The following is a 26,262-nucleotide window of genomic DNA, read 5'->3' on the forward strand; positions in this document are numbered from 1 at the left end:
GATCCTTCCTCCTGTCACTTTACTCTCATTCTTTATTCTGATCCTTTATCCTGCATATATCATGCTTTGCATGTCATACTCCACATTTACCCATTGTACCATATCCTGCACGCAGATGCATCGGATATGTTTTCTATCTGCTTTATATAATACCATCGAAATCATAAAAAAATTGGTAAAATCTTACCAAATTACCCGTCTTAGTCTGTTTATACTGATTTTTCCACTCCGGTCTGGTATAATCGATCTAAAGGAGTTTTTCAATTTACAAACCACTCCTTTCCCATTACAAGGAGGCATATTGCCATGAAAGAAAAAACCGAAACCTTTAACCAGGGAAAAAGATATTTCTTTTATATTCTGATGTTCGCCATCCTTGGCTGGTTCATTTTTATGCAGATCTTTGGTGCGGATGAACGTTCTTCCGACACCTCAGCAGCCTCTGTGATCTATTCCGGTACCGTTACCTGGCAGAAACCGGATGGAACCCCCCAGGAAATCTCCGTTCCGGGCACCTACAAGGTTCCCGTCGGTGACACGATGGTCCTCACCATCCAGCTTCCCGATGATCTTACAGATACCTGCTTTGCCATCCGTTCTTCCCTGCAGGATGTGGATTTTTATGTAGGGGACGACCTCAGGACCAGCTACTCCACGCATAAAACAAGGCTTGTGGGCAAAAACTCCGCCAGCCGTTATGTTTTCTGCCCGGTTTATGCTTCCGATGCCGGCAAAGAGCTCCGTATTGAACTGACCACCTACACCTCCAATTACACCGGAGTTGTCAATCCTGTTTACTGCGGAAACAAGGCAGATATCTGGATATATATTTTCAGCAGATACGGACTGGAAACCTACATTGCTTTTTTTATCCTGTTTGCCGGAATCGTCACGATCCTGTTCAGTTTCGCTCTGGGATTGGTCTATCATACACGATTTGACATGGAATATCTTGGATGGTGCATGGTTATGGGCGCCGTCTGGATGCTGGGTGAATCCAAGCTCCGTCAGTTCCTGGTCCCCAACGCTTCCGCTCTCGGATCTCTGTGCTTCGTTATGATCCTTTTGTGTCCGCTCCCGATCCTGTTTTTTGCGGACAGTCTCCAGAAAGGGCTGCATCACAGATTTTATGTCTGTCTTGGAAGCATCGCAATGATAAACTTTGCAGTCTGTACGATCCTCACTGCTGCAGGTATCGCAGATTATATCGAAACCATGCCTGTAAGTCACGGAATCCTGGCGATTACCGTTGCCACAATATTTGTACACCTTTTCCAATATATACGCACCGAAAAAAACAAGGCCGACCGGCTTTTGCTCATTGGTCTGCTGGCAGCGATCCTGTGTATTGCCGTTGAGGCAACCTCCGTATACTTTGTCACATTAATGTCCGGACTGTTTGTGGGCGCCGGCATGCTGATCCTGCTCTTTGTCAATATTGTAAGAGCCATCAAAAATGTCCAGGATATAGAACTGAAACGCCAGCAGAGCGAAATCCGCAAAAACCAGGAACAGAATGAAAAAATGTCTCTGCAGATGATACAGACCCTTTCCACCACCATTGAGGCAAAGGATGCGTACACCCGCGGTCATTCCTACCGGGTTGCACAATATGCAGCCTTGATTGCAGAGGAGCTGGGCTGGACACCGGAGGAGATCCTGAATCTGAAACGTGCTACTCACCTTCACGACATCGGTAAGATCGGTATCCCGGATCCGTTCCTGAACAAACCTGCACAGCTGACCGATGATGAATACAACCTTATAAAAAAACACACCGTCATCGGCGCCGAGATCCTGAAGGATATAACCTTGATCCCGCATGCGGCAGAAATCGCAAGAAGTCACCATGAGCGTTATGACGGAAAAGGCTATCCGGACGGGCTGGCCGGAACAGAAATCCCCATCCATGCCCGGATCGTGGCTGTTGCCGACTGCTACGATGCCATGAACTCCCGCCGAATCTACCGTAATGCGCTTCCACCGGAGGTTGTTTACGAAGAATTCCGCAAAAACCGTGGTACACAGTTCGACCCGGAGATCACAGACATTTTTCTGAAACTGCTCAATGAAAAACGGCTGCCTCAGTGGGATCCTTCCCAGGAAGAACCGGACGCCTATAACCTTCCGGATATGCAGCTTACCGTCAGCAAATTCATCTCGGACATAATGGCTACCATAAAAAGCCAGGAAGACGCAAAAAGCTATGATTTCCTTACTGGTCTTCCCATGCGTAACCTGGGCGAACGTCTTACCGCGGAATTTATGCAGACACATGATGGATGTCTGGTATTCCTTGATATGGACAACCTGAAAAAGATCAACGACATCTATGGCCACAAAGCCGGCGACCGTGCACTGAAATGTCTTGGAAAGCTGCTTCAGAAACGGGCAGATCAGGGAATTTCCTGCAGACTTGGCGGAGATGAATTCCTGATGTTCCTTCCGGACACAGATCCTGATTCCCTGTCTCTGCAGATGGACGATCTGTTCCAGAAATTTCATACCATCACTACCGATGATCCGGAGCTCCGGTTTGCCACACTGTCCGCAGGCCTGTGTCTGTGCAGCACCGATGATTCCTTTGAAGACTGCTATTCCAAAGCAGATAAAGCTCTGTATTACGTAAAACAAAACGGCAAAAACCAGTTCTTTTTCTACCAGCAGATCGACCGCAGCACTCTTGCGGCATCCGGTTCCGGAAAGGATCTGGAGCTTGTGGCAGAGTCCCTTCAGAAAAGCGGCATCTATGTAGGTGCTCTTGATCTGAATTACCGGGATTTCGCACGCCAGTATGAATACATGAGCCAGCTTGTCACACGCAGCCAGTGCAGATGTTATCTGGCGATGATCACCATCGAGACACTTGTGGATACAGTTCCTGATATCGAATCCATTGAGCAGGCTCTGGAGTATATGGAACAGGCCATTCGGCAGAATATCCGCCGTGTGGATATCTGTACACGCTACAGCTCCCTGCAGTATCTCATCATACTGTTTGAGCCTGACGAAACGCATATCCCGGACATCATAGAACGTATTTTTACCCAATATTACCGTCAGTGTGACAGCAATGATTTCCAGCCATCCTATGAATACCTGGAAATATCTCCACAGGAGTTATAAATACTCCCATGACATGATAAAGCCATAACAAAAAAGAGGTCGTACTTGACGGCCTCTTTTTTGTTAAAGTTTTGCAAAATATCATTAAGACGTGGCTCTGGAATTTTCCTGCATGAAACTTTTTCCGTATGTTCGATACAGATAAACCGCCATGAAAATAGTCACGGCTTCTGCCAGCGGCATCGTCATCCAGATGCCTGCAACCCCTATAAGCTTTGGCAGGATCAATATGAACACAGCCACCAGGATCAAAGAACGCATTGATGAGATCAATGCCGAAATAAAACCTTTTCCCAGGGCAGTAAAATATCCGGAAAGAAATACATTTAAACCAATAAACAGGAAAACCGGACTAAACAGCTTCAGGCCATCCCATGTCAATGTAAATACATTTCCGTTCCCGACGAATAAATGGATGATCTGTTTTCCAAATACAAGAGATACTGTAAGGATCAATACTGAACTGATGGCAATCGTAATAAAACTATATCGTGTTATTTCTCTGATCTTATCATGATTTTCAGAGCCATAATTATAGCTTATGATCGGAGCTGCTGCAACGGCAATTCCCATATAAAAAGCGATGAAGAAATAGTAAATATACATAATGATCGTCACAGCCGCAACTCCATCTTCACCAAAATATTGCATGATAATAAGATTAAATAAAAATGTAGTGATCCCGGTAGACATCTCCGTCAGCATTTCACTGCTTCCATTGGTGCAGGATTTCAGAAGAACACTCATGTCGGTCTTCGGTCTGCAAAACCTTATATGGCTGTATTTCAGAAAATAGATAAAGCCAATCAACATGCTTACTGTAATGGAGAGAAATGTTCCCCATGCAGCTCCAAGCGTTCCCAGTCTGAATACAGCCACAAAAATATAGTCGAAAACAATATTAAAAGCCAGACCTGTCAGAGACATGATCATTCCGATGTACGATCTCCCATCCGTCCTCACAAGATATTCAAAAAACAGCTTGAATGACATCGAAACTGATCCTAAAAATATGACAAATGCGTATGGCACCACATGCTCCATCAGGCGCTCACTGCTTCCTAAAAAAATACAGATCGGTTTCAGAAAAAGGATTCCCACAGCTGTAAAAGCAACTGAAAGTACGAACAGCACGATCGTGATAAAAGTAAATATCTCATTTGCTTCCTGTTCTCTTTTTTGTCCCATCCGCTCTCCTATGATGGCACCTGATCCCGTTGCAAGCATGACAGATGTTCCGAAAATAACACAGGTGATCGGAATAACAATATTAATTCCTGCAAGCGCGTCAGAGCCTGCATACCGTGATACAAAAAATCCATCTATCGTTGTATAAAATGATAAAAAGATCATGGTCAGCACTGATGGAACCAGATATTTTAAAAATTGAGGATAAGACATTTTTGCCTCAAAGTATTTCATTTCTATAAAAACCTCCTGCTTAGTTACATAATCAGTCAAAATCTCTGGTAATGTTCGTAAGCCATTTATTTCTGAAATAGTGGATGAACACCACAGGCATTTTTTCGAACTCATCCAGGGTCATTATAAAATATACCCAGACAGGCGGCAGTTTTAAAACATATGCTGCAAGGAAGGTGAGAGGAACTGCAACAAGCCACATAAATATGGAATCTACGATCATTCCGAACCTGGAATCGCCACCTCCTCTGAAGCATCCGCATATAAGACAGGTATTGATACCCTCTCCTACAAGACGCCAGGTTGTCATGATTATAAAAATACCAAGATAATAAATGGCTGTCTCTGTCAGTTTATCCCGGTAGAAGTCCAGTATCATAGGGCGGACTGCCAGAATAATGGCACATCCGATGAGACTTACGATAATTGTTATTCTCAGCATACGTTTCCCATATTCTCTGGCTGTGTCCTTGTGATCTTTACCAAGCTCCTGGCTGATAATGATGGTAGTAGCATTGGCAAAACCGCGACAGGCGATGGCACCAATGTTTACCACCATAACAGCAACGGCATTTGCGGCAACCATATCATCGCCAATGTGGCCAAGGATCGCTGCGAACGCTGAACTGGCAAAGCTCCAGACAACATCATTTATCACAGCCGGAGAAGCAATTTTCATAAAGTCCCTGAACAGAATACCGGATTTCGCACAGAAATATTTTATCCGAAATCTGACATCGGAGCTGTTTAATGAATAGATGAGACAGATCAATACCTCTGCGATCCTGGCAATAACAGTACCAAGGGCAACACCGGTAACACCAAGCTTTGGAAGTCCAAACAGGCCAAAGATAAAGGTGGCATTACAAAATACATTGACGCAAAGCGATACAATGTATGTAACAGAAGGCAGCATTATTTTTCCGACACTTCGAAGGGCACTCATGAAAACCTGAGAGAAGCCCATAAACATAAAGGAAAATGAGACCACCTTCAAATACTCGCTGCCGGCAGCAATCGTATCCGGACTGTTTGTAAAAATCTTCATGATCGTAGTCGGCATGGAAAAGGAGATAACGAAAAATACAAGAGAAACGATCAGTGAGATCCGCTCCGCCAGGCCGAGAATCTTTTCTACTGTCTTTTTATCACCCTTTCCCCAGTACTGGGCACATAAAACCGAAGTACCTGTAGCCATGCCATAATACAAACAGAAAAGAATAAATGTGTACTGGTTGGCAAGAGATGAAGCTGACATGGCAGTCTGGCTTACATATCCCAGCATTACAGTATCCGCAACATTTACCAATGTTCCGATCAGATTTTGGATCATGATCGGAAATGCTAATTTTGATGCATATTTTAAAAAATCTTTTTTATTCAGCATCGGTCAGATCCTCCGTGAATTCCGATAAGATATTTACTTATAAAGAACAGTATATCATATACCCTACAAAACCGCGAGGTTTTTTCAGTATTCTTTCCAATATAATTCTCAATTGTATACTATATTTTACCCTCTGGTCATATTTCCATTGTACATAAAAAAACAATATCACTTTAACGCAAAAAATCATTCTATTTTTTCACTTCTATGATATAATATTTTATTGTGAAACTAATAAAACGAGGTGAACCAGGTGAAGAAAAAAACAATTGTACCTCTTATCGTTTTTTTACTGGGCATATGCCTTGTTGGTTTAATTGTATACAAAATAGACTCACATGAAACTGAACAACAACACATAAAAGCACAATTAAATGCAACAACCTACGGCGAACGTATAAAAAATGAAATTACAAATGGAATTGCGATCACAGATACGCTAAAGCAGGTCCTGATCAGTGAAAACGGAAAGATCAGTCAGTTTGACACAATTGCGGAAAATATTATGTCTGACGTTATTGAAAGCATACAGCTTGCTCCGGATGGTAATGTAACAGATATTTATCCTTCTGAGGGAACGGAAGCGAGTAAGATCGATCTGCTCCAGGATAAAGATTGCAGCAAAATTTCCTGTTACGCAAGAGACAATCACGTGATCATTACACAAGGTCCTTTCGATTTAAAACGGGGCGGCTGTGGAATTGCTGTCCGCAATCCAATCTACCTGAAAGATGAAAACAACCAGGAATATTTCTGGGGATTTACCATTGTTATCCTGCGTGTTCCTGACATTTTTTCAGATGCGATCAGTGCACTTTCGGATTTCGGATATGAATACAGGCTCTCAAAAACCGACGCTCCCTGGAGCGATACTTATAAAGTTGTTTATCAGTCAGACGACCAATTAACTCATACTGTCTCTTATGGTTTTACGATAGGGGAAGAGCACTGGACATTAGAAGTAGCTCCTGAAAGCGGATGGAGAGACCTTAGATTACTGGTAATCGTCGGCGGAATGTTTACTGCTGTCGTTTTACTTTTCTCAGGTCTTACCCGGGTATGGTTAGTATCGAAAGAAAATAAAAACAAATTTCAAATACTGGCACACACAGATTCTCTCACCGATATTTACAACCGCTATGGATTTGATGAATTAGCCGAAAAGATGATCACTAAAAATCCAAAAGCGCATTTTGTGGCCGCACTCCTTGATATTGATGACTTTAAGTTTATTAATGATATTTACGGACATGTCTATGGAGACAGGGCACTAAAGAGTCTTACAGATAGCATGAAGGCTTTTTTCCCAAAAAACACATTACTGGGAAGAAACGGTGGCGATGAGTTCTGCATTCTTCTGCCGGATCATACCTATAAAGAAGCGGGAGAACTGCTGCTGCAATTTACCAAGCTTCCAAAGACATTTTCATGCAAGGGAAAAGAATATCCGTTTTTTATTTCTCTCGGATATGCAGAATATCCAACCTTTGCATCCGGCCGTTCACAGCTTATGCGCTGTGCAGATGCAGCACTTTATGAAATAAAGCTTCACGGAAAAAACGGATGTATGGCTTACAGGGAGGGGCTCCGGTCAGGAGTCCGCAAACAGCTCGGATTTGCATTCAAGGATATCTCTGAACACCTTCCGGGTGCATTTATCATATACAGAGCGGACAAAGATGATGATGAACTCCTGTATGCAAACCATGAGTTCCTTCAAATGACCGGATATAAAAATATAGATGAACTCTTCAGCCTTACAAGGAAAAGCTTCCACAACCTGATCAGGGAAGATGAACAACAGCAGATAGAAACAAGCATCTGGAAACAGATCGATGCCGGCAATAACAATGACTATATCCACTTTCATCTTCGAAAAGCAGACGGCACTTACCTTTCTGTTCTTGATCACGGAAGGATTGTGGACAGCCAGCAATACGGAAGAGTATTTTATGTATTGTTTATGGACTGGGAAGCTATGCATGTTCATTACAGTGATAAATTTTCCGGCTAAGGTACAGACATCTCAGTCTGTATCTTAGCCGGCTGTTTTTTTCCTGAACAATTCAACATCTTATAATATGTATTCCATCTGCCTTTCTTTTGTCCGCATTCCCATTTTTTCATAAAATTTTTCTGCTGAAGTATTTCCTGCCCACACATTCAATGTCACTTCATAGCATCCCAGCTGCTTTGCTTCTTTTTTTACATATTCAAACAGGCTTTCCCCAATATGCTGTCCTCGTGTCTCCTGATCGACACACAGGTCATCTATAAAAAGAGATTTAAACGGTACCATATTGTTTGAAAAAGGCTGCTCCTTTAATTGACAAAATGCATACCCCACACAAACATCAGCCTCATCCGCTGCAACATATACTGGCTTTTCTTCATTTTTCAAAAGCTCTGTCAATTCGTCTGTCGTATATTTTGTTGTGCCCGGAATAAAAATATCAGGCCTTATATCTGCATGGATCTGCAGCACCTGTCCTAACAATTCCAGGATCCTCGGAATATCTTTTTCTTCTGCTTTTCTGATGAACATTTTTTTCCTCCTGTTTTTCAATAACTGATTTCATAGATTCTTTATACATACACCATAATACCATCGTATGAACGCTTATAACAATAAAATCTCTTTAAGCAGTCTCACTTTCCTTTTGCATTATAATGAAAAAGTTTATCGTTTTCCGTGATGTATATCACATTTTTATTCCTGGATCCGTATCATTACAGACAGTCAGCTCAAAATGGTTTCTGTTTGTTTTTATAAGCCCTTCTTTTTGCAGCTTTGATATCTCCGAAGACATTGCCGCACGGTCAATGCAAAGATAATCTGCCAGCTGCTGCCGGTCAAAAGGAATATCAAAGGATAACGATGCCTGTCTGATAGATACCGACGACAGATAGGACAACAGCTTATCCCTTGTCGTTCGCTTGCCAACATGTGTGATCTTATCGTTGAGGATCAGGATCTTATTTGCCAGGACCCCGACCAGGTTACGGATCAGCTTCTGATGATGGTCACATACTGTTGGGCAGGAAACCAGAAGCCTTTGAACATTTAATAAAATAATCTCACAATCTTCGTCTGCTACCACACTGACATTCAGAACAGCTCCCGGACTTGCTGCATATGGTTCACCAAAAAAATCTCCTGCATGACATTTTGACAGAATATTCCGATGTCCCCACAGGTCTTCCTGAATAACAAGAACACAGCCTGACACCACAAGTCCCATTACTTCAGTAGAGTCTCCGGCTCTGAAAATATAAGAATCCCGTTTTCTGGAGATCGTTGCTGCATTTACACAATGCAGTATGGATAATATCTCATTATCAGTAAGACCTTTAAAGAAAGGGCTCGTTCTTAGAATGGGTAAATATTTTTTCAAAATTAATCCTCCTGTTGGAAATCAAACATACACGTTGTAATTATTATACTATACTCCTAACAGAAACCAAGGATAAATACTACTAGTCGAGGATAAAATAATAAGAAAGATCCTTCGAAAAAATCACAGAATAAAAGGAGAATACAATAATGGATAAAAAAATGTTTTGTTTTCAGTGTGAACAGACTGTCGGGTGTACCGGCTGCACCGGAAATGCCGGTGTCTGTGGAAAAAAAGCAGATACAGCGAAATTACAGGATGAACTGACAGGTGCGTTGATCAGTCTGGCTAAAGCTGCCGACAGCACGGAAACTATTTCAAAAAGAACCGGACAGATCATAATCGAAGGACTGTTTACTACAGTTACAAATGTAAGTTTTGACAATGCAGCAATCGAAAACATGATACAAAAAGTCAGAGCTGAAAAAGAAAGACTGGCTCCTGACTGCAGAACAGAGGAATATGATCTTCAGCAGCTGTGGAATGCCAACGAAGATATCCGCTCCTTGAAATCTCTTATTCTCTTTGGTATCCGTGGAATGGCTGCCTATGCCTATCATGCAAATGTTCTGAATTATGAAGATGCCGAAGTGAATCAGTTCTTCTGCGAGGCATTATCTAAGATCGGTTATGAAGAAAGCACAGAAGCACTGCTTTCCACAGTACTCAAAACAGGAGAGATCAATCTGAAGTGCATGGCACTTCTTGATAAGGCAAATACAGAAACCTATGGAACACCAGAGCCAACTGATGTTACACTTACGGTAGAAAAAGGGCCTTTTATTGTCGTAACCGGACATGATCTGAAAGATCTGCAGCTTTTACTTGAACAGACTGAGGGAAAAGGAATCAATATCTATACACATGGTGAAATGCTCCCTGCCCATGCCTATCCATGCTTAAAGAAATACGCTCACCTGAAAGGCAATTTCGGAACTGCATGGCAGAATCAGCAGAAAGAGTTTGACCATCTTCCGGCCCCGATCCTCTACACTACCAACTGTCTGATGCCTCCAAAAAGCAGCTACGCTGACAGAGTATTTACAACAGAAGTGGTTGCATTCCCGGGAGCTGTCCATATTGACGAGAAGAAAGATTTCACACCGCTTATTGAAAAAGCACTGGAGCTGGGCGGTTACAAAGAAGATCGTATGTTCTCCGGTATCAACGGCGGAAAAAAAGTAACAACCGGTTTTGGTCATGCAGCCATCCTGTCCCATGCAGGTACTGTAGTAGAGGCTGTAAAATCAGGTGCGATCCGCCATTTCTTCCTGGTTGCCGGCTGTGATGGTGCCAAACCAGGTCGAAACTATTATACGGAATTTGTAAAGCAGACACCTTCTGACAGTATCGTTCTCACCCTGGCATGTGGAAAATTCCGTTTCAATGATCTCGATCTGGGAGAGATCGGTGGTCTTCCACGACTGATGGATATGGGTCAGTGTAATGATGCTTATGGTGCGATCCAGGTTGCTGTGGCACTTGCAGATGCATTTGGATGTTCTGTAAATGAGCTTCCGCTTTCCTTCGTACTCTCCTGGTATGAACAGAAAGCAGTCTGTATCCTGTTAACCCTCCTGCATCTGGGTATCAAAAATATCCGTCTTGGTCCTTCTCTTCCGGCGTTCCTTTCTCCTAATATTCTGAACTTCCTGGTTGAAAATTATGGTATTGCACCTATCACCACACCGGAAGAAGATATCAAAGCACTGATGAACCAGTAAAATAAATTTTTCAAAGCCTTTACAAAATCAACAAAGCCGATACAGGATTCCAAAAGTCCTGCATCGGCTTTATTTACAGGTCTGAAGACTCGGATCAGCCGCCAACACTTTTAAACATGTGCAGCGATATTCTGATGGAGTTAAATGATAACGTTTTTTAAACAATCTGCAAAAATAATCAACGTTATGAAATCCGCTTTCATAAGCGATCGTTTTTACTTTTTTATTCGTATTTTTCAATAACCAGGAAGCTGCCTGAAGTCGATATCCTATCAGATAATTAACCGGTGTAGTATGTAAAAAACGGTGGAACAAATTAAGTGCAGTACTTTTGCTGATTCCTATATACGAAGCAATTTCATCCAGAGACAAATTGCGATTATAGTTTTCATGTATATATTGCATGATCAACTGCACTCTTTTCTGTGCAACTTCATCCACTGTCTGTACATCTCCTTTATCAGATAACTTTACATTTTCATAAAAAGTCAGCCATAAATCCTGCAGCAATGCCAAAGTAGCAAGTTCTCTTATTTTCTCATTCCTCTGTATTTCCATTATTTTTATCATAGTTTGTATGATCTTTGTTTGCCATAGTTCATCAGGCTGAAAACGCTGGAAATATATATTCGATGAAATGATTGGCAAGATATATTTCTTATAGATCAGGCTGTTCTCCGGCGCAATAAATTCCGGCATACATACAAAGTTAGGAATGATACCACCTGATGATGCGTAAAAGCGGTGCAATATTTTAGAATTAATAAAAATTGCTTCTCCTTCTGACAATATAATCTGTTTTTCTCCTATTCCGCATGTAACTTGTCCGGACTCGACATATAAAAACTCAAATTCTCTGTGCCAGTGCCACTCAATACAATGAAAATCAAACAATTCCAGATTATCATAATAATACTGGAATGGATAATCACTGCTTCCATGCTGTTTAATTTCCATGAACTCCTCGTCTGTAAGTATTTTATTATAATCCATCCCATATCACGTTCTTTCTTTTTTACGATATTATACAGTATTTCTACAATTTAATTCAATGTATATATCTGATATTTGCTATATAATCAAGTAAAAAAGAAAAGAGGTATTCTTATGATTTTTAAATGGATGAATGAAAGTGAGATCAACATTGAGGGCGACAAAATTGAAATAACCGCACCACCCAGAACAGACTTTTTTGTGGAAGTATTGATGAATGTGAAGATTGAACATAAAACTGTTAAAAACATTCGGAGAGGAAAATAAAAAATGAATGCTGTAAAAAAAACTAACTACCATAAGACAAAAATAGCCTGTTATATGGGATTTATCACACAGGCTATTGCGGCAAACTTCGCACCGCTTCTTTTTTTGAAATTTCACAGTGACTACCATATTTCTCTCGGTAACATTGCTCTGATATCCACTTTCTTCTTTTTCACACAGCTTCTGGTTGATCTGTTCTGTGCCAAATTCGTAGATCATATCGGATATCGTGTGTGCATTGTTGCATCAGAAATATTTGCTGCATTGGGTCTGCTTGGACTGGCATTTTTACCTGATTTTTTACCTGATCCTTTTATTGGAATTATATGTAGTGTTATTGTTTATGCCATCGGAAGCGGTTTAATAGAAGTACTTTGCAGTCCTATTATCGAGGCCTGTCCGTTTGAAAACAAAGAAGCAACTATGAGTCTGCTCCATTCGTTTTACTGTTGGGGAGCTGTTGGGACAATTTTGATTTCCAGCTTATTTTTCCTGATATTTGGAATAGACAGTTGGAAGTGGCTCGCCGTAATATGGGCAATCATTCCTGCAATTAATACTTATAACTTCATGACCTGTCCCATTGAATCTCTGGTTGACAATGGTTCTGGAATGGGAATTAAGGATCTGTTTTCCAAGCCATTTTTCTGGGTTGCAATATGTCTGATGATCTGTTCCGGAGCTTCTGAACTTGCAATGGCTCAATGGGCATCTGCTTATGCAGAATCAGCACTGGGATTATCAAAAGCTCTGGGAGATCTAACAGGTCCCTGCATGTTTGCAGTAACAATGGGAATCAGCCGTATAATTTTTGGTAAATATGGAGAGCAGTTAGATTTAATGAAGTTTATGAGTGGTTCAGGCATATTATGCGTTGTCTGTTATCTGCTTACTGCTTTGTCATCCAACCCGATCATCGGACTGATCGGTTGTATTGCATGTGGATTTTCAGTTGGAATCATGTGGCCTGGAACCATCAGTATTTCCTCAAAAACTTTTCCAACAGGTGGAACGGCTATGTTCTCTCTTCTTGCCATGGCAGGAGATTTAGGTGGCAGCATTGGACCTGGAATTGTTGGTCGTATCACTCAGAATGCTGGAAATAATATTAAGATCGGCATGGGATTCGGACTTATTTTTCCAGTAATTCTATTGTTTATGTTATTCCTGCTGTATCGGAAGAAGATATCAAAGCACTGACTTATTGATTGTAATTATATTTTTTCACTCTGCAAACCCGGAAGCTGTATCATCACTTTGCTGCCAGATACTATAGACCTGATACAGCATTGAGCGGAACCTGAAGATTTCTGGTAAAATTGTCATGATTTCCGCATGCCAGCATCTTCATCTGTACCCGCATTGCAGAACTCAGATTTAATATCATCATGATCGCAGTACGTGCCACACGTTCTGTGCTGTATGCCAGGATATTACAAACTGTAATCCCCTTCTTCCGTGCTGCTATCAGTCGGCCATGATCTCCGAAGAGCCACATAGGATATTAAAAAGTTCGCAAACCAACCAGCTGGTACAGCAAGCCAGACAAATACAATGCCAAAACGCGGTGCACAGATCAAAGCAACAGACAGGCGGATCGCCAGGTTCACCATATTTGCAATGAGGAACGGGCGCATGATCCCAAGACCACGAAGAACCCCATCGGTTGCCATTTTGATTCCCATAAAGATGAAAAAGTAACCAAGCCATCTCATATAGCCCTCGGATACCTGATAGGCCAGGGCAGTTCCATCTTTACCAAGGAATAGCGAGGAAATCTGCGTGTGCAGTGTTTCAATGACTATAAAAGCAAGAACTGCAAAACATACATCTAACACCAGTGCAGCGTGATATCCTTTTTTGATCCGTTCAATTTTCTTTGCGCCAAGATTCTGGGAAACATATGGGGAAACCGCATTGCCAATGGATACAAAAATCAATGAAAAAACATTCTCTACCCGCATCGTCGCCGCATACCCCGCAAGTGCCTGTGTACCGAAGGGATTTACAACAGCCTGTACGATCATCATACCGATGGACACTGTAGACTGCTGAAGAACCGAAGGTACAGCAATTTGAAGCATGGAATGTAACTCCTGCCTGTCAAACCAGTCAAAGCGACTTTTATATCGACGCATCCGGCTAAGGAAAAGCAAAAGTGAAAACACCGCAGAAATTCCCTGTGCTATAAGAGTCGCAAGGGCTGCACCAAACACACCGAGACCAAGTCCGGCCACCATCCAGAGATCCATAAAAATATTTAAGATTGACGAAAATATCAGGAGCCCCAGCGGGATTTTTGATTCGCCTATGGAGGTAAACATATTGGAAAGAATGTTATACATAAACAGAAAAGGAAATCCCACGAAATAGACCCGCAGATATAACACTGCATCATCCAGTATATCGCCAGGGGTTTGTAACACACTCATCATCCAGTGGGAAAAGCAAAATCCAAAAACCCCAAGGACTATACTTAGAATTAAAAAGCTAAACAAGGATGTTGACACGATGGTCTTCATTTTTCCATACTTCCTGGCACCGAAATAACGGCTCACCAGCACACCGGCACCGACACCTGCTCCCAGTGCCACACAAATAAAAACATTGGTCAGCGCTGCACAGGCCCCGACAGCTGCAAGTGCGGAGGAACCAACAAATTGGCCGACGATGATAGAGTCAGCCATATTGTATATTTGCTGAAAAAAGCTGCCCAAAATCATTGGCATTGCAAAAACCGTCAGCGCTTTAAGAGGCGCATCTGTGATCAAATATTCATCTTTTGACATTATCATATTCCTCCACAGGTTTCATAATTTCACTTATTGCTACACTGCCCGGCGTTATCAGCTGCAATACGATCTTATCACGTATTAAAGATATTAAAGGATTACGGCTATAGAAATCAGACCCCAAAGCCGAAACGTTCTCTCAATGAATTTCCCGACCGATCCATTCCATGATCACATTTACAATATATTCCTGCTCCGCTTCTGTCAATTCCCGTCCTTTCGGAATACGATGCCATTTTTCCAGACATCCCCTGCAACAGGTAGCTGTGGCATGCTGGGCTACAAAAACCGGATGCCCTCTCATCGGTGTCTGTTTTCCATCATTTGGTATTTCTGCCGGTGCAAGACGCTTTCTGATAAAATCACAGGCATGCTCACGTACTTTCTCCATTCCCTTTTCTGATACATAACTCCGATCGTTTGCCTTCAGGGAAAAACTGCTTCTGAACTTTGACTGCGACAGGCGTTTCCAGAGATTTCCCTTATAAACTGCCGGTGTCTCACATACCATAGAAGGCTGGATGCTGCCCTTATAGACGATCATCTTCTTACTGTCGCTTCCGTTCTCATTTGCGGTCTCGTCTACTGCTTCTTTCAAAAGCTGTGCCTTCACTTCCTGTGCTTCTTTGCTGTCCGGCTGCAGACGTCTTGCCAGACATGTATTTCTGCCAGTTGTCGTTTCATTTTTTATCGCATAATACACAGCTTTCTTCTCTCCGACAAGTACCAGGATCTTTTTCGCCCTGGTCACACCTGTATAAAGGAGATTTCTCTGCAGCATGACAAAATGACTCATAGTAAATGGCATGACAACGATTGGATATTCGCTTCCCTGGGATTTGTGAATCGTTACTGCATAGGCAAGCGCCAGTTCGTCCAGCTCTGTCACATCATAGACTACTTCCCGTTCATCAAACAGAACTGTCAGTTCCCGTTCTTCCACGTCAACTTTTGTGATAGTCCCAATATCTCCGTTGAATACTTCCTTATCGTAATCATTCCGGATCTGCATCACCTTATCCTTCAGCCGGTACTGTGTGCCGCCTCTCCGCAGAAAGATCTTTGACGGATTCATGGCTTCCTGCAGCACCTGGTTCAGATTTACTGCCCCACATTCGCCTCTCTGCATCGGAGTCAGCACCTGAATATCCTGCAGTGGATCTACATGATAGTATCTCGGCAGGTTCGTCTTACAATATTGGACGATAGTATCCACCACTTCCTGATTACTCTCTTTGCTAGCAAAGAAAAAGTCGGCATCTTTCCCGCCTCTCATATCAATGCCTTCCCCTCTATTAATCCGGTGTGCATTCATGATGATCCGGCTTCCCTGTGCCTGACGGAAAATCCTGGTCAGACGAACTACAGGAACACATCCGGAATCAATGATATCTCTGAGAACATTGCCCGCTCCGACACTTGGCAGCTGATCAATGTCGCCTACCAGAATCAGAGACATCTGCTGCGGCAATGCTTTTAAAAGATTATACATCAGCATGATATCGATCATGGAACATTCATCCAGTATCAGCACATCTCCTTCCAGCGGATGTTCTTCATTTTTCTGATAGCCTTCCGGAGGTTTATATTCCAATAACCGGTGAATCGTTTTTGCTTCCATTCCAGTTGCTTCTGACATTCTCTTTGCTGCTCTTCCAGTCGGTGCAGCAAGAATGATCTGACATCCAGCCTGCTTATATGCAGAAATAATTCCCAGAGTTGTTGTAGTCTTTCCGGTTCCAGGTCCACCGGTCAGCACCATGACCTTAGAAGAAACCGCTGTCTTTACCGCCTGCCACTGAATCTCGTCATAAGTAATTTCTGATGAAGCTGCTACTTTCTTCAATATTTCTTCCGTATCCTCAGATTTCTTCTTTCCACAGGACATCAACCGAAGCAGCCGTTTTGCACAGCCACTTTCTGAAAAATAATATGGGGGCAGATAGATTGCTTCCCGATCTTCTGCTTCATCTCTGATCACATCATTCGTGCGGATCATCTCATCCAAGGTGATCTCCAGCTCCGGTTCTTCCACTTCCAGAAGTTCCTTTGCCCTTCCAGTCAGCTGTTCTCTTGTTGTATAACAATGACCTGCTTCTGCCAGCTTATTCAATGTATAAAAAATACCACTGCGCAGACGGACAAATTTACCTTTGTCAATCCCCATCTTCTGTGCAATGGAATCCGCTGTCTTAAATCCAATTCCCCAGATGTCATCTGCAAGCCGGTATGGGTTCTCCTTTACGATCGCAATGCTCTCACTTCCATACGTCTTGAAAATCTTTGTCGCATGAGAGGTGCTGACCTCATGACTCTGCAGAAAAAGCATGATATTCTTGATCTCTTTCTGCTCCTGCCAGCTTGTTTTGATCCGGTCTACACGTACTTTTCCTATACCTGATACTTTGAGCAGTTCATCTGGTGTCTCTTCAATAACATCCAGTGTATCCTTCCCAAATTTTTCCACAATTCTTTTTGCAAACTTTGGACCAACGCCCTTCACCAGACCAGAACCAAGATATTTTTCGATTCCATATACTGTAGCAGGAAGTGTCTCCTCAAATTTCTCCACCAAAAACTGCCGCCCATATTTGGCATCCATCTTCCACATACCTTCCAGAGACAGCACAGAACCAACATGGGTATCCGGCATCGTGCCAACTACTGTGACAAGATCACTGTAATTCTTCACCGCACATTTCAGAACCGTGTAGCCATTGTCGGCATTCTGATATGTAATTCTCTCAACTACACAACGTAAGTGCTCCATGCCCGTCTCCTTCTCTCATAATTCATCATAAATGACCACAGAGTAAAATGCTCTGATCCATAAAAGATCACCAACATACATCCGCTTTACGGCAGAATCTCAAGCCAGTAGCCATCTGGGTCTACGATGAAATTTCTTCTCCTTTTGTACATTCTGTGTTTCTAATGCGTGACTTATATTGCGGATATTCAGTAATAAACCGCTTAATTACATTGGCATCATTCCAGTAATGCATTGGAAAAATGACATTGCAATCTACATTTTTAAGGAAATACAGGATCCCGTCAGCATAGTGATCTCCCTGTCTCGGATCCAAGGGAACAAATGCAGCGTCAAAATGCATACCCTTGATTTTCCTGATCGCCGCGCGATATGCTGAAGTAAGTCTCTGGTTATCAGCTTTCGACCCACCATCCCAATACCAGTCGTTTAAATCACCGGCATGATAAATGGTACCTTCCTTTGTTTTGACAATAAATGCGACACCACTATCGTTAGATAGCAATGTATCAACTTTGGTTTCATTATCCAAACTATAAGCTTGATCATGATAAACATATGTGATCTTCATATCCGACAAATGATTCCTTTTTCGTATATCATTCGCCAGGATTGCCTGATAAGTCATTCCCATATCATCAAGGATCCCAAAAATTTGTGGGTTAAAATGATCCTTATGGAAGTGACTGCAAAAAACGATCACGTCTTTCTCCTTGTCAAGATTCGGTAATTCACCCTTGTAATAATCAAAAATATAGTAGCAGTCTCTGGTCTCAACCAAAAATCCACTATGGTTAATGTAAGTAATTTTCATAATATCACCTGTATAAATTAACGCCGGTACCGGATAGCAAATCTTTCTTTGCCATGTTTATTTTTCCTTTTTCGAGCGTTTGTAAATTTCACGACAGCAGCATTTCTAATGCAGATTTTATCGTATTTTTTAGATTCCGTCCATCCTTTATCCACAGCTGGTAGAAAAATGTGAAATGATACTTTTACAAATTCTATTACTTGTTGTTAGTTCATAATTTATGTATAATCCTGTCTTTGACAGTCCTCTTTCACAGTGTTAATATCCTGCACCAGTGTCCGTATTTTTCAGAATCTTAATAAGACGGCTTGTTCCAAGACGCTCTGCGCCAAGACTGATAAATTTTTCTGCATCATCGAAGGATGAAATTCCACCTGCTGCCTTAACTTTTACATTTTTTCCAATATATTTCTTCATCAGCTCTACATCTGCAAAAGTTGCTCCCGCTGTAGAAAATCCGGTAGAAGTTTTGATAAATTCTGCTCCTGCATTTGTAACGATCTCACACATTTTAATTTTCTCTTCTTCTGTAAGAAGGCATGTCTCAATGATGACTTTGAGGATTCTTCCATCACAAGCTTCATGGATCGCACGAATCTCATTCTCTACTTCCTCATATTTTCCATCCTTTAAAAATCCGATGTTAATAACCATATCGATTTCTGAAGCACCATTTGCAATGGCGTCTTTCGTCTCAAATACCTTTACAGCAGTTGTATTATATCCGTTCGGGAAACCGATCACTGTACAAATCGGAAGTTTTCCCGCTACATATTCCGCTGCCTGTTTTACATAAGCAGCCGGAATACATGCAGATGCAGCCTCATATTTCATGGCATCATCCAGGATTCCTCGAATATCATCCCATGTTGCAGTCTGTCCAAGTAATGTGTGATCCACCTTTTTTAATATATCTTTTTTATCCATTTTACGTTCCTTTTACTTCAGTTCATCCAGAAGAGAACTTCCAATTGTTCCCTCCGGCATCTTAACTTCAAAATTATCTGCGATCGTTGCACCGATTACTGCAAAAGTATTCTGATCTTCCAGTTTTCCGTATCCCCCCATAGATGGAGAATAAGCAAAAAATGGTACTTTTTCTCTTGTGTGATCAGTTCCTGTATGTGTCGGATCATTTCCGTGGTCAGCTGTAATGATCAGAAGGTCATCCTCACGAAGCTCATCAAGAAGTTCACCAAGTTTTACATCAAATCTTTCAAGTTCCTCTGCGTATCCCTTTACATTGCGTCGATGTCCCCAAAGAGCATCGAAATCTACAAGATTTACAAAACAAAGCCCCTCAAACTCTCTTTTCGCAATGTCAATTGTCTGCTCCATTCCATGAACAGAGCTTTTTGACTTATTAGACTCTGTCAGTCCCTCGCCGTCAAAAATATCAAAAATCTTTCCAACGGAGATCACATCATAACCTGCATCCTTCAATGCATTAAGCGCAGTTTTTCCGTAAGGCTTCAGTGCATAATCATGGCGGTTGCTGGTACGTTTGAACTCACCTTTTTTCTTGCCAAGGTAAGGTCTTGCAATAACACGTCCGACTTTCCACTCATCCCTCATGGTGATATCACGGGCGATCTCACAGCAGCGATACAGTTCATCCAGTCCGAAAGTCTCCTCGTTTCCGCAGATCTGCAATACAGAATCAGCAGATGTGTAAACGATCATATGACCGGTAGCGATTTCTTCCTCAGCCAGTTCATCCAGGATCTCTGTTCCGCTGGAGCTCTTGTTTCCAATTACTTTATGTCCCGTTCTCTTCTCAAGCTCATCGATCAGCTCTTTTGGAAATCCGGTCTCTGTAAAAGTCTTAAACGGTTTTGTGATGTGAAGCCCCATCATTTCCCAGTGTCCTGTCATAGTATCTTTTCCGGTACTGGCTTCTTTTAAAAATGTATAATAACCCATTGGTCGCTCCACTGCTGCAACCTGTTTCAACGGATGAAGATTTGCAATTCCAAGCTTCTGAAGGTTTGGAATCGTAAATTCATCTACATTCTGGGAAATATGTCCCATAGTATCTGTTCCTTCATCCCCGTACTGGGCTGCGTCCGGCATTTCTCCTGCCCCAAAGGAGTCTATTACAATAGTAAATATTCTCTTATATTTCTTCATAATTTTTGTCTCCTTTCTGCTGTCTTACTTATGGATCTTACATATTTACAACAACTTTTGTTACTAATTCCTTGAAGGATTTCGCTACGCGGTCTGCTGTTTCCTGCACTTCTTTATGGTTAAGCTCTTTTTGGGAAATTCCTGCTGCCATATTTGTGATACAGGAAATTCCACAGATTTCCATTCCCATGTGTCGGGCAGCCATAGCTTCGCATGCGGTGCTCATTCCAACTGCATCTCCACCCCATCTCTGTGCAAGTCTTACTTCTGCAGGAGTCTCATAATTCGGTCCTGTAAACTGTACATAAACACCTTCCTGAAGTTTGATGTCACATTCTTTTGCACATTTGCGGATCACATCCTGAAGACGGCGGCTGTATACCTCACTCATATCCGGAAATCTGGTTCCCAGCTCATCCATGTTCGGTCCTATCAGAGGGCTTGGAACTCCCGTTGTAATGTGATCTGTGATCATCATGAAATCTCCCGGTTTATAGGAAGGATTAGCTCCTCCTGCAGCATTAGTGAGAAGGATTTTTTTCGCACCGAGCATTCCCATAAGACGCGTTGGAAGAACAACATCTGACATTGCGTATCCTTCATAATAATGAACACGTCCCTGCATGATTACAACCGGTGTTTTCTCCACATACCCAAACACAAAACGTCCCTTATGTCCTTTTACAGTAGAAACCGGAAATCCCTCGATGTCCGTATAGTCGATGGTCTGTTCAATCTGAATTCCATCTGCAAAATCTCCAAGTCCGGATCCAAGGATCAGTGCAACTTCTGGTTTGAAATCAATTTTCTTTCTTACGCTTTCCAGGCATGTCATTAATTTTTTATACATGATTACTTCTTCCTTTCTTTTGGGTGTTGTCATTATATTTATGCTTTTTTCATAAAGGCAATTCCTCTGCAATGGTCTTTCCAAGGCCCTGCACGCCTCCCGTCACAATCACTACTTTATTGTTAAACTCCATATAAAATCCTCCCCAAAAATCCGCTTTCTATTTCTGTTGCCACAACATTGTGTATTCTTTTTCACCAGTAGCATCATCGAATCCTTCGCATTGAATATCGAACCCTTCTCTTTGGTAAAAAGAGATGGCTCTGGCATTCTTCTGGTATACGTTTAATCGCAATCTAACTTTTTTATTCTTGATATACTCTAATAAAAGTTTACCTATACCACATGACTGCATTTCATCAGAAACAAAAATACCTTCCATGTATTCGTTACTTAATCCGACAAATCCTTGAATCATTTTATCATCTTCATACACATAGACTTCCGCTTGTGACATCATTTCTTTCACTAATTCATAATTACTTGTCCAATATTGCTCAGGAATAAAATAATGTGCTTTTAAATTAGTCTTTAACCATATGTCAGCGACTCTATCAATATCTATGTTCTGCATCTTTCTGATCATAACAAATATTCTCCACCAACTTTGATTTCTCTGTAACAACCAATCAGCTATATCGTGAATCTCAACCAGAACCACAACCAAAATCTAATATCCTTGAACCTACCGGAAGCATTTTAGTGAACCGCTCCTGTACAACCGTAAAATCTACCAAACGAGTCCCCTGGACAAACATATCCGCATTTTGATTATAATATTCTATTGTTTTGTCCAGGAAGTTTCTCCTCGATCTTAGCTTATTTCATGTACCTTCGGATTTTATCTATCAAAGTGACGTCTGCCGGTAACCAGGCAACACTATTTAACTGATCCTTTGTAAGCCATTTTGCCGCTTCTGCTTCCTTTAGTTCAAGATGGCCTTTTGTAACCTCCGCCCAAAAACAATCCATCGAAAGGTGAAAGGTTGGATAATCAAACTCTATCGTATCAATCAACTCACCCACCTTAATTTCCGTATCCAGTTCTTCCATAATTTCTCTTACAAGCGCCTGCTGTGGTGTTTCTCCTGGTTCTACTTTTCCGCCTGGAAATTCCCATCCTCCTTTTAATTCACCATAGCCTCGTGCTGTTGCAAATATTTTATTCTTCTCTTTTATATTGTCGCAGATAATCGCTGCAACTACTTTTATTGTCTTCATGTATTTCATACCTCCAACCATTTATGCCGTAATATTTGACTGTAAATATCTTAATAAATCCTCCCGCACTGCATGATGCATTTTCATAGTGACCTTCGTAATTGGCTGCATACGACCACGATTGTCTTCTTTATGCGCATTTCTGGCTTCTAATACATCAAATTGCCCCATATAGTAGAAGCTTGTCTCCGCATCTGATTTTTTTACAAATAAATGCTTTCTTTGTGCTTCAAGTACATCCTTCATATAAGAACTATCCAGGCCTTTCCCAATTTGAGAATCCCATTTGAAAATCAGATCATCCTCAAAAGTATCCGCATAATCAGGTTTTCCTTCTACATAGTTTTTTTCATCCTGACTTTCTTCTTTGTGATATGTAATAAAGATGAAAACATCATCTTCAATTCGTTTCATACCATACATAATAGAAGATAAATCCTTGCCACAATTCATAAGAAAGCTTACATCTCTTCTGGAATACTTTTCATATAATACAAACGGACTATCCACAATTCGTCCCGAAAAATATTTATCCTTATATCTGGCAATACCGACTTTTATAATATCTTCCACCTGTGTGTAGAAATGAATATGTGCAAGTCTTTCTGTGTAACTTTGCAATCTTCGGATCATTCCTGATTGATCATTTTCCAGAATATCAATCTGACAAAATTTCTGATATTCTGCTTCTTTACTCACGAAATGTCCCTGCAGCACCTGAATTGCTTCATTAACCTGTGATATGCTGATCTCAATTCCATAGGTCTTTTGATATTCTTTTATAAAATCTGCAGTCCCGATATAATCTCTATAAAGCAATTGATTCAATATTGCAAGTTCATCAGGACGCACTCCTGAGAGAACCGTTTTGGATAAATACTCCAGTGTTAATTTCTCCTGTTCGTTTAAATCATTCTTGTATTTATCCTTTTCCATTGCCTGCATAAAGGCATAATATGTTTTATATTCTCTAATAATTACCAGTGGATCAATTTCCTGATTTTCATAAAAATCATACAGAAGTGGAACCCGTCCTAACCGATTTTTCAAAGAGACATAGCTTTCTTTGATCAGCGTTTTCATCCCCTTGATTTTGTCAATAGACTTAAATATCTTATCCTTGGAAATCTCATCAAAATGAACCGTTGAAGCACCTGGTATTGTACTATTTCCACTGATTACATATTTGCGGATCACATCAGCGTTATAAGAACGATCTCCTGATAAAGCTACCGGAATCATAAAGTTATTATTATAGTTTCCAATAAAATCCAAAATAACAACATATTCTTTTCCGGGCGCCTTTCTAAGACCTCGTCCCAACTGCTGAATAAATACAATCGGAGACTGCGTCGGTCTAAGCATAATGACCTGATTTACCTCAACAATATCCACACCTTCATTTAATATATCTCGTAAAAAAATATAATCCAAAGGCTGCATCTCTTCCGTTGTATCCGCTTCATCCATTGCCAGTCTCTCAAATGCCTTCTGTCGTTTTTCTTCGCTATCAGAACCACTAAGAGCAATTGTACGATATCCCAGAGCATTAAACTTTCTCGATAATTCTTCACACTCCTTAACACGACTACAGAAAATAAGTCCTCTTACACGATCACCGCTATAGCCATAATATTCCGACTGTTCAATCACATGCCTCACTCTCTCATCACTGGTAAGCTGATTGAACTCATCATCTGTCAGCTTCGTAGCCTGCAATGTTTTGTCATCCAGAGAAACAACCTCACTGATGCCAAAATAATGAAATGGACAAAGCAGATTGTCTTCCATTGCCTGCTGCAAACGGATTTCATGAGCGATCTGATAATGGAAAATCTCATATATATTTTTACCTTCCTGATTATCATCTCTTTTATCCGGTGTCGCAGTCATCCCTAGAAACAACTTCGGGTTGAAATAATCAATGACCTTTGTATAAATATTGTTGGAACTATGGTGAGCCTCATCCAAAATGATGCAGTCAAAAGCATCCGGCTGGTACTGAAACAAATGAGTATCCCTATTCAAGGTTTCTACTGTGGCAAAAACATAATCTTTCTCATATTCATAAGACCCTGCTCCCACCAATCCCATTGTCACCTTCTTATCAAAAACTTTTTCAAAAGATTTTTTAGCCTGCTTCGCAAGTGTTACACGGTGAACCAAAAATAACACTCTTTTGAAACCAAGCTCACGCATAGCAAATGCGGATGCATATGTCTTTCCAGTTCCAGTCGCGGAGATCAGCAATGCCCGCTCTTCTCCCTGCTCCAGAATCTTTCGCAAATTCGCAATAAATCTCTCCTGCATAGAGTTTGGCTTTAATCTATATTTTTCCAGCGACGGGATTTTTTCACTTTTCGCGATTTCCCGCTGATGTTTTATGATATTGTAGCGTTTTTTGTAGACTTCATAAAAATCATCGTACGGCAATGCATACTCACTGTTCCAGAGATTATGAAATTCTTCTACAATTTCTTCTGCGACTTCTCCGTTTTCTGTGGATATCAGTTTCGTATTCCACTCTTTATTAACCGTAAGCGCCGCACTTGTCATATTGGAACTTCCGATGATGATTCGATAAATCTCTTTCTTCTTAAAAATGTATCCCTTCGTGTGGAAACCATTTCCAGCAGCTTCCACATCGTACATTTTCAACGTAATGTTTTTCAATCCATTGAGTTTCTCAAGTGCTCTCGGTTCGCTGAAATTCAGATAATTGGTCGTAAGAATCTGTCCTTTAATGCCCTTTTCCTCAAGCCCTTTTAACGTCTGCAGGAGCGGTGTCACACCACCCATCGTGATAAATGCAACACTAATCTGAAACTGATCACAGCGCAGCAATTCATCCTCCACAGATGAAATAACTTTCTTCCCATCTTCCGGATTATTCGACACAAATGCTGGCTTATACGCCAGATTTGCTGCCACAGAACCATTTATATAAGCGGCATTTAAGCCTCTTTTCAATTCATTGATCACATTCGCATCCATTAATGTAGATCTCCCTCTCGTTTCGTGGTGAGCAAAACAAAATACTCTGCTTTATTATACCTTATGGGAGAGGGTTTGTCATTGAAATCTCCAGGAAGCAAGCGTGGCAAAGACACCCGAAAGTAACGATAGCAACAAAAAAACAGTTCCGGACATACTGAGGTTAATCAGTGTATCTGAACCTGGCTTTTCTATGGTCTTTCCAATGAATAACTGCGCTGGCTTTTCCTTGGAATGGATTATTTAATTGTAAAAAATTCCCGTGAAATGATTTATAAAATAGGTAATTTTACAAAGTCTATTACTTGTTGTTAATTCATAATTTATGTATAATAAAATTAATATAAGAAATACACGCTCAGCATGCGGCCTGGAAC

At 41.2% G+C, this 26,262-nt stretch carries 20 protein-coding genes and 1 pseudogene; 6 read left to right on the forward strand and 15 right to left on the reverse strand.

The window, feature by feature from the left end; translation table 11 throughout:
• Positions 1-306 precede the first annotated feature (306 nt).
• Complete coding sequence (locus tag BLP57_RS08640) at positions 307-3,126, forward strand: bifunctional diguanylate cyclase/phosphohydrolase (protein WP_092070979.1); 2,820 nt, start codon at positions 307-309, stop codon at positions 3,124-3,126.
• An 84-nt stretch (positions 3,127-3,210) separates the two neighbouring features.
• Here BLP57_RS08640 and BLP57_RS08645 read toward each other — a convergent pair whose 3' ends face one another.
• Positions 3,211-4,548, reverse strand: a complete 1,338-nt coding sequence (locus BLP57_RS08645; protein WP_158526439.1) for an MATE family efflux transporter — start codon at positions 4,546-4,548, stop codon at positions 3,211-3,213.
• 31 nt (positions 4,549-4,579) lie between these two features.
• On the reverse strand, positions 4,580-5,935 hold the full coding sequence (locus BLP57_RS08650; protein WP_015526443.1) for an MATE family efflux transporter: 1,356 nt from the start codon (positions 5,933-5,935) through the stop codon (positions 4,580-4,582).
• A gap of 253 nt (positions 5,936-6,188) precedes the next feature.
• On the opposite strand from BLP57_RS08650, the gene BLP57_RS08655 reads away from it, so the two are divergent.
• Entirely contained in the window at positions 6,189-7,949 is a 1,761-nt protein-coding gene (locus BLP57_RS08655; protein WP_092070984.1) for a diguanylate cyclase domain-containing protein, read from the forward strand.
• Between the two features lie 60 nt (positions 7,950-8,009).
• Here BLP57_RS08655 and BLP57_RS08660 read toward each other — a convergent pair whose 3' ends face one another.
• Together BLP57_RS08660 and BLP57_RS08665 are read right to left on the reverse strand one after the other, a co-directional pair.
• The gene (locus BLP57_RS08660) at positions 8,010-8,480 is read right to left on the reverse strand and encodes a GNAT family N-acetyltransferase (RefSeq protein ID WP_022427007.1); all 471 of its coding nucleotides are present in this window, start codon (positions 8,478-8,480) and stop codon (positions 8,010-8,012) included.
• Positions 8,481-8,637: 157 nt separating this feature from the next.
• A complete protein-coding gene (locus BLP57_RS08665) occupies positions 8,638-9,330 on the reverse strand; it encodes a Crp/Fnr family transcriptional regulator (RefSeq protein WP_092070988.1) in 693 nt (230 codons plus the stop codon).
• A gap of 149 nt (positions 9,331-9,479) precedes the next feature.
• Here BLP57_RS08665 and hcp point away from each other — a divergent pair, with 149 nt between their 5' ends.
• Entirely contained in the window at positions 9,480-11,054 is a 1,575-nt protein-coding gene (hcp, locus tag BLP57_RS08670; protein ID WP_092070991.1) for a hydroxylamine reductase, read from the forward strand.
• A 69-nt stretch (positions 11,055-11,123) separates the two neighbouring features.
• Here hcp and BLP57_RS08675 read toward each other — a convergent pair whose 3' ends face one another.
• Positions 11,124-12,011, reverse strand: coding sequence for an AraC family transcriptional regulator (locus tag BLP57_RS08675; protein ID WP_242872583.1), 888 nt, complete (start codon positions 12,009-12,011; stop codon positions 11,124-11,126).
• Between the two features lie 150 nt (positions 12,012-12,161).
• Between BLP57_RS08675 and BLP57_RS17615 the strand changes: the two genes are divergently transcribed.
• The gene (locus tag BLP57_RS17615) at positions 12,162-12,314 is read left to right on the forward strand and encodes a hypothetical protein (protein WP_015526448.1); all 153 of its coding nucleotides are present in this window, start codon (positions 12,162-12,164) and stop codon (positions 12,312-12,314) included.
• A gap of 3 nt (positions 12,315-12,317) precedes the next feature.
• Positions 12,318-13,514, forward strand: coding sequence for an MFS transporter (locus BLP57_RS08680; RefSeq protein ID WP_092070997.1), 1,197 nt, complete (start codon positions 12,318-12,320; stop codon positions 13,512-13,514).
• A gap of 70 nt (positions 13,515-13,584) precedes the next feature.
• Here the strand turns inward: BLP57_RS08680 and BLP57_RS18010 are convergent, their stop codons facing one another.
• Complete coding sequence (locus BLP57_RS18010; RefSeq protein WP_330389396.1) at positions 13,585-13,722, reverse strand: hypothetical protein; 138 nt, start codon at positions 13,720-13,722, stop codon at positions 13,585-13,587.
• 25 nt (positions 13,723-13,747) lie between these two features.
• On the reverse strand, positions 13,748-15,103 hold the full coding sequence (locus BLP57_RS08690) for an MATE family efflux transporter (RefSeq protein WP_092071000.1): 1,356 nt from the start codon (positions 15,101-15,103) through the stop codon (positions 13,748-13,750).
• A 35-nt stretch (positions 15,104-15,138) separates the two neighbouring features.
• Between BLP57_RS08690 and BLP57_RS18870 the strand changes: the two are divergent.
• Positions 15,139-15,216, forward strand: a pseudogene (locus BLP57_RS18870) (AsnC family transcriptional regulator); the annotation flags it as partial.
• 29 nt (positions 15,217-15,245) lie between these two features.
• Here BLP57_RS18870 and recD2 read toward each other — a convergent pair.
• From recD2 to BLP57_RS08730, 8 genes are all read right to left on the reverse strand, one after another.
• Positions 15,246-17,876 (reverse strand): SF1B family DNA helicase RecD2, encoded by a 2,631-nt coding sequence (gene recD2 / locus BLP57_RS08695; protein WP_092071004.1) that lies wholly within the window; start codon positions 17,874-17,876, stop codon positions 15,246-15,248.
• Positions 17,877-17,997: 121 nt separating this feature from the next.
• Positions 17,998-18,690: an MBL fold metallo-hydrolase gene (locus BLP57_RS08700; protein WP_092071007.1), complete on the reverse strand. Its 693-nt coding sequence runs from the start codon at positions 18,688-18,690 to the stop codon at positions 17,998-18,000.
• A 258-nt stretch (positions 18,691-18,948) separates the two neighbouring features.
• Positions 18,949-19,617: a deoxyribose-phosphate aldolase gene (gene deoC / locus BLP57_RS08705; protein WP_092071010.1), complete on the reverse strand. Its 669-nt coding sequence runs from the start codon at positions 19,615-19,617 to the stop codon at positions 18,949-18,951.
• A gap of 12 nt (positions 19,618-19,629) precedes the next feature.
• Positions 19,630-20,820 (reverse strand): phosphopentomutase, encoded by a 1,191-nt coding sequence (locus BLP57_RS08710; RefSeq protein WP_092071012.1) that lies wholly within the window; start codon positions 20,818-20,820, stop codon positions 19,630-19,632.
• Between the two features lie 37 nt (positions 20,821-20,857).
• Positions 20,858-21,670 carry a purine-nucleoside phosphorylase gene (locus BLP57_RS08715; RefSeq protein WP_022427082.1) on the reverse strand — a complete coding sequence of 271 codons (813 nt, stop codon included), beginning with the start codon at positions 21,668-21,670 and terminating at the stop codon, positions 20,858-20,860.
• Between the two features lie 160 nt (positions 21,671-21,830).
• Positions 21,831-22,256: a GNAT family N-acetyltransferase gene (locus tag BLP57_RS08720; protein ID WP_092071130.1), complete on the reverse strand. Its 426-nt coding sequence runs from the start codon at positions 22,254-22,256 to the stop codon at positions 21,831-21,833.
• Positions 22,257-22,489: 233 nt separating this feature from the next.
• Positions 22,490-22,891 (reverse strand): (deoxy)nucleoside triphosphate pyrophosphohydrolase, encoded by a 402-nt coding sequence (locus BLP57_RS08725; RefSeq protein WP_092071015.1) that lies wholly within the window; start codon positions 22,889-22,891, stop codon positions 22,490-22,492.
• A 21-nt stretch (positions 22,892-22,912) separates the two neighbouring features.
• Positions 22,913-25,885, reverse strand: a complete 2,973-nt coding sequence (locus BLP57_RS08730; protein ID WP_092071018.1) for a DUF3427 domain-containing protein — start codon at positions 25,883-25,885, stop codon at positions 22,913-22,915.
• Positions 25,886-26,262: the final 377 nt, after the last annotated feature.

The organism is Blautia sp. SF-50, from assembly GCF_900101315.1.
In the GTDB taxonomy this organism is placed as follows: Bacteria; Bacillota; Clostridia; order Lachnospirales; family Lachnospiraceae; genus Blautia_A; species Blautia_A fusiformis.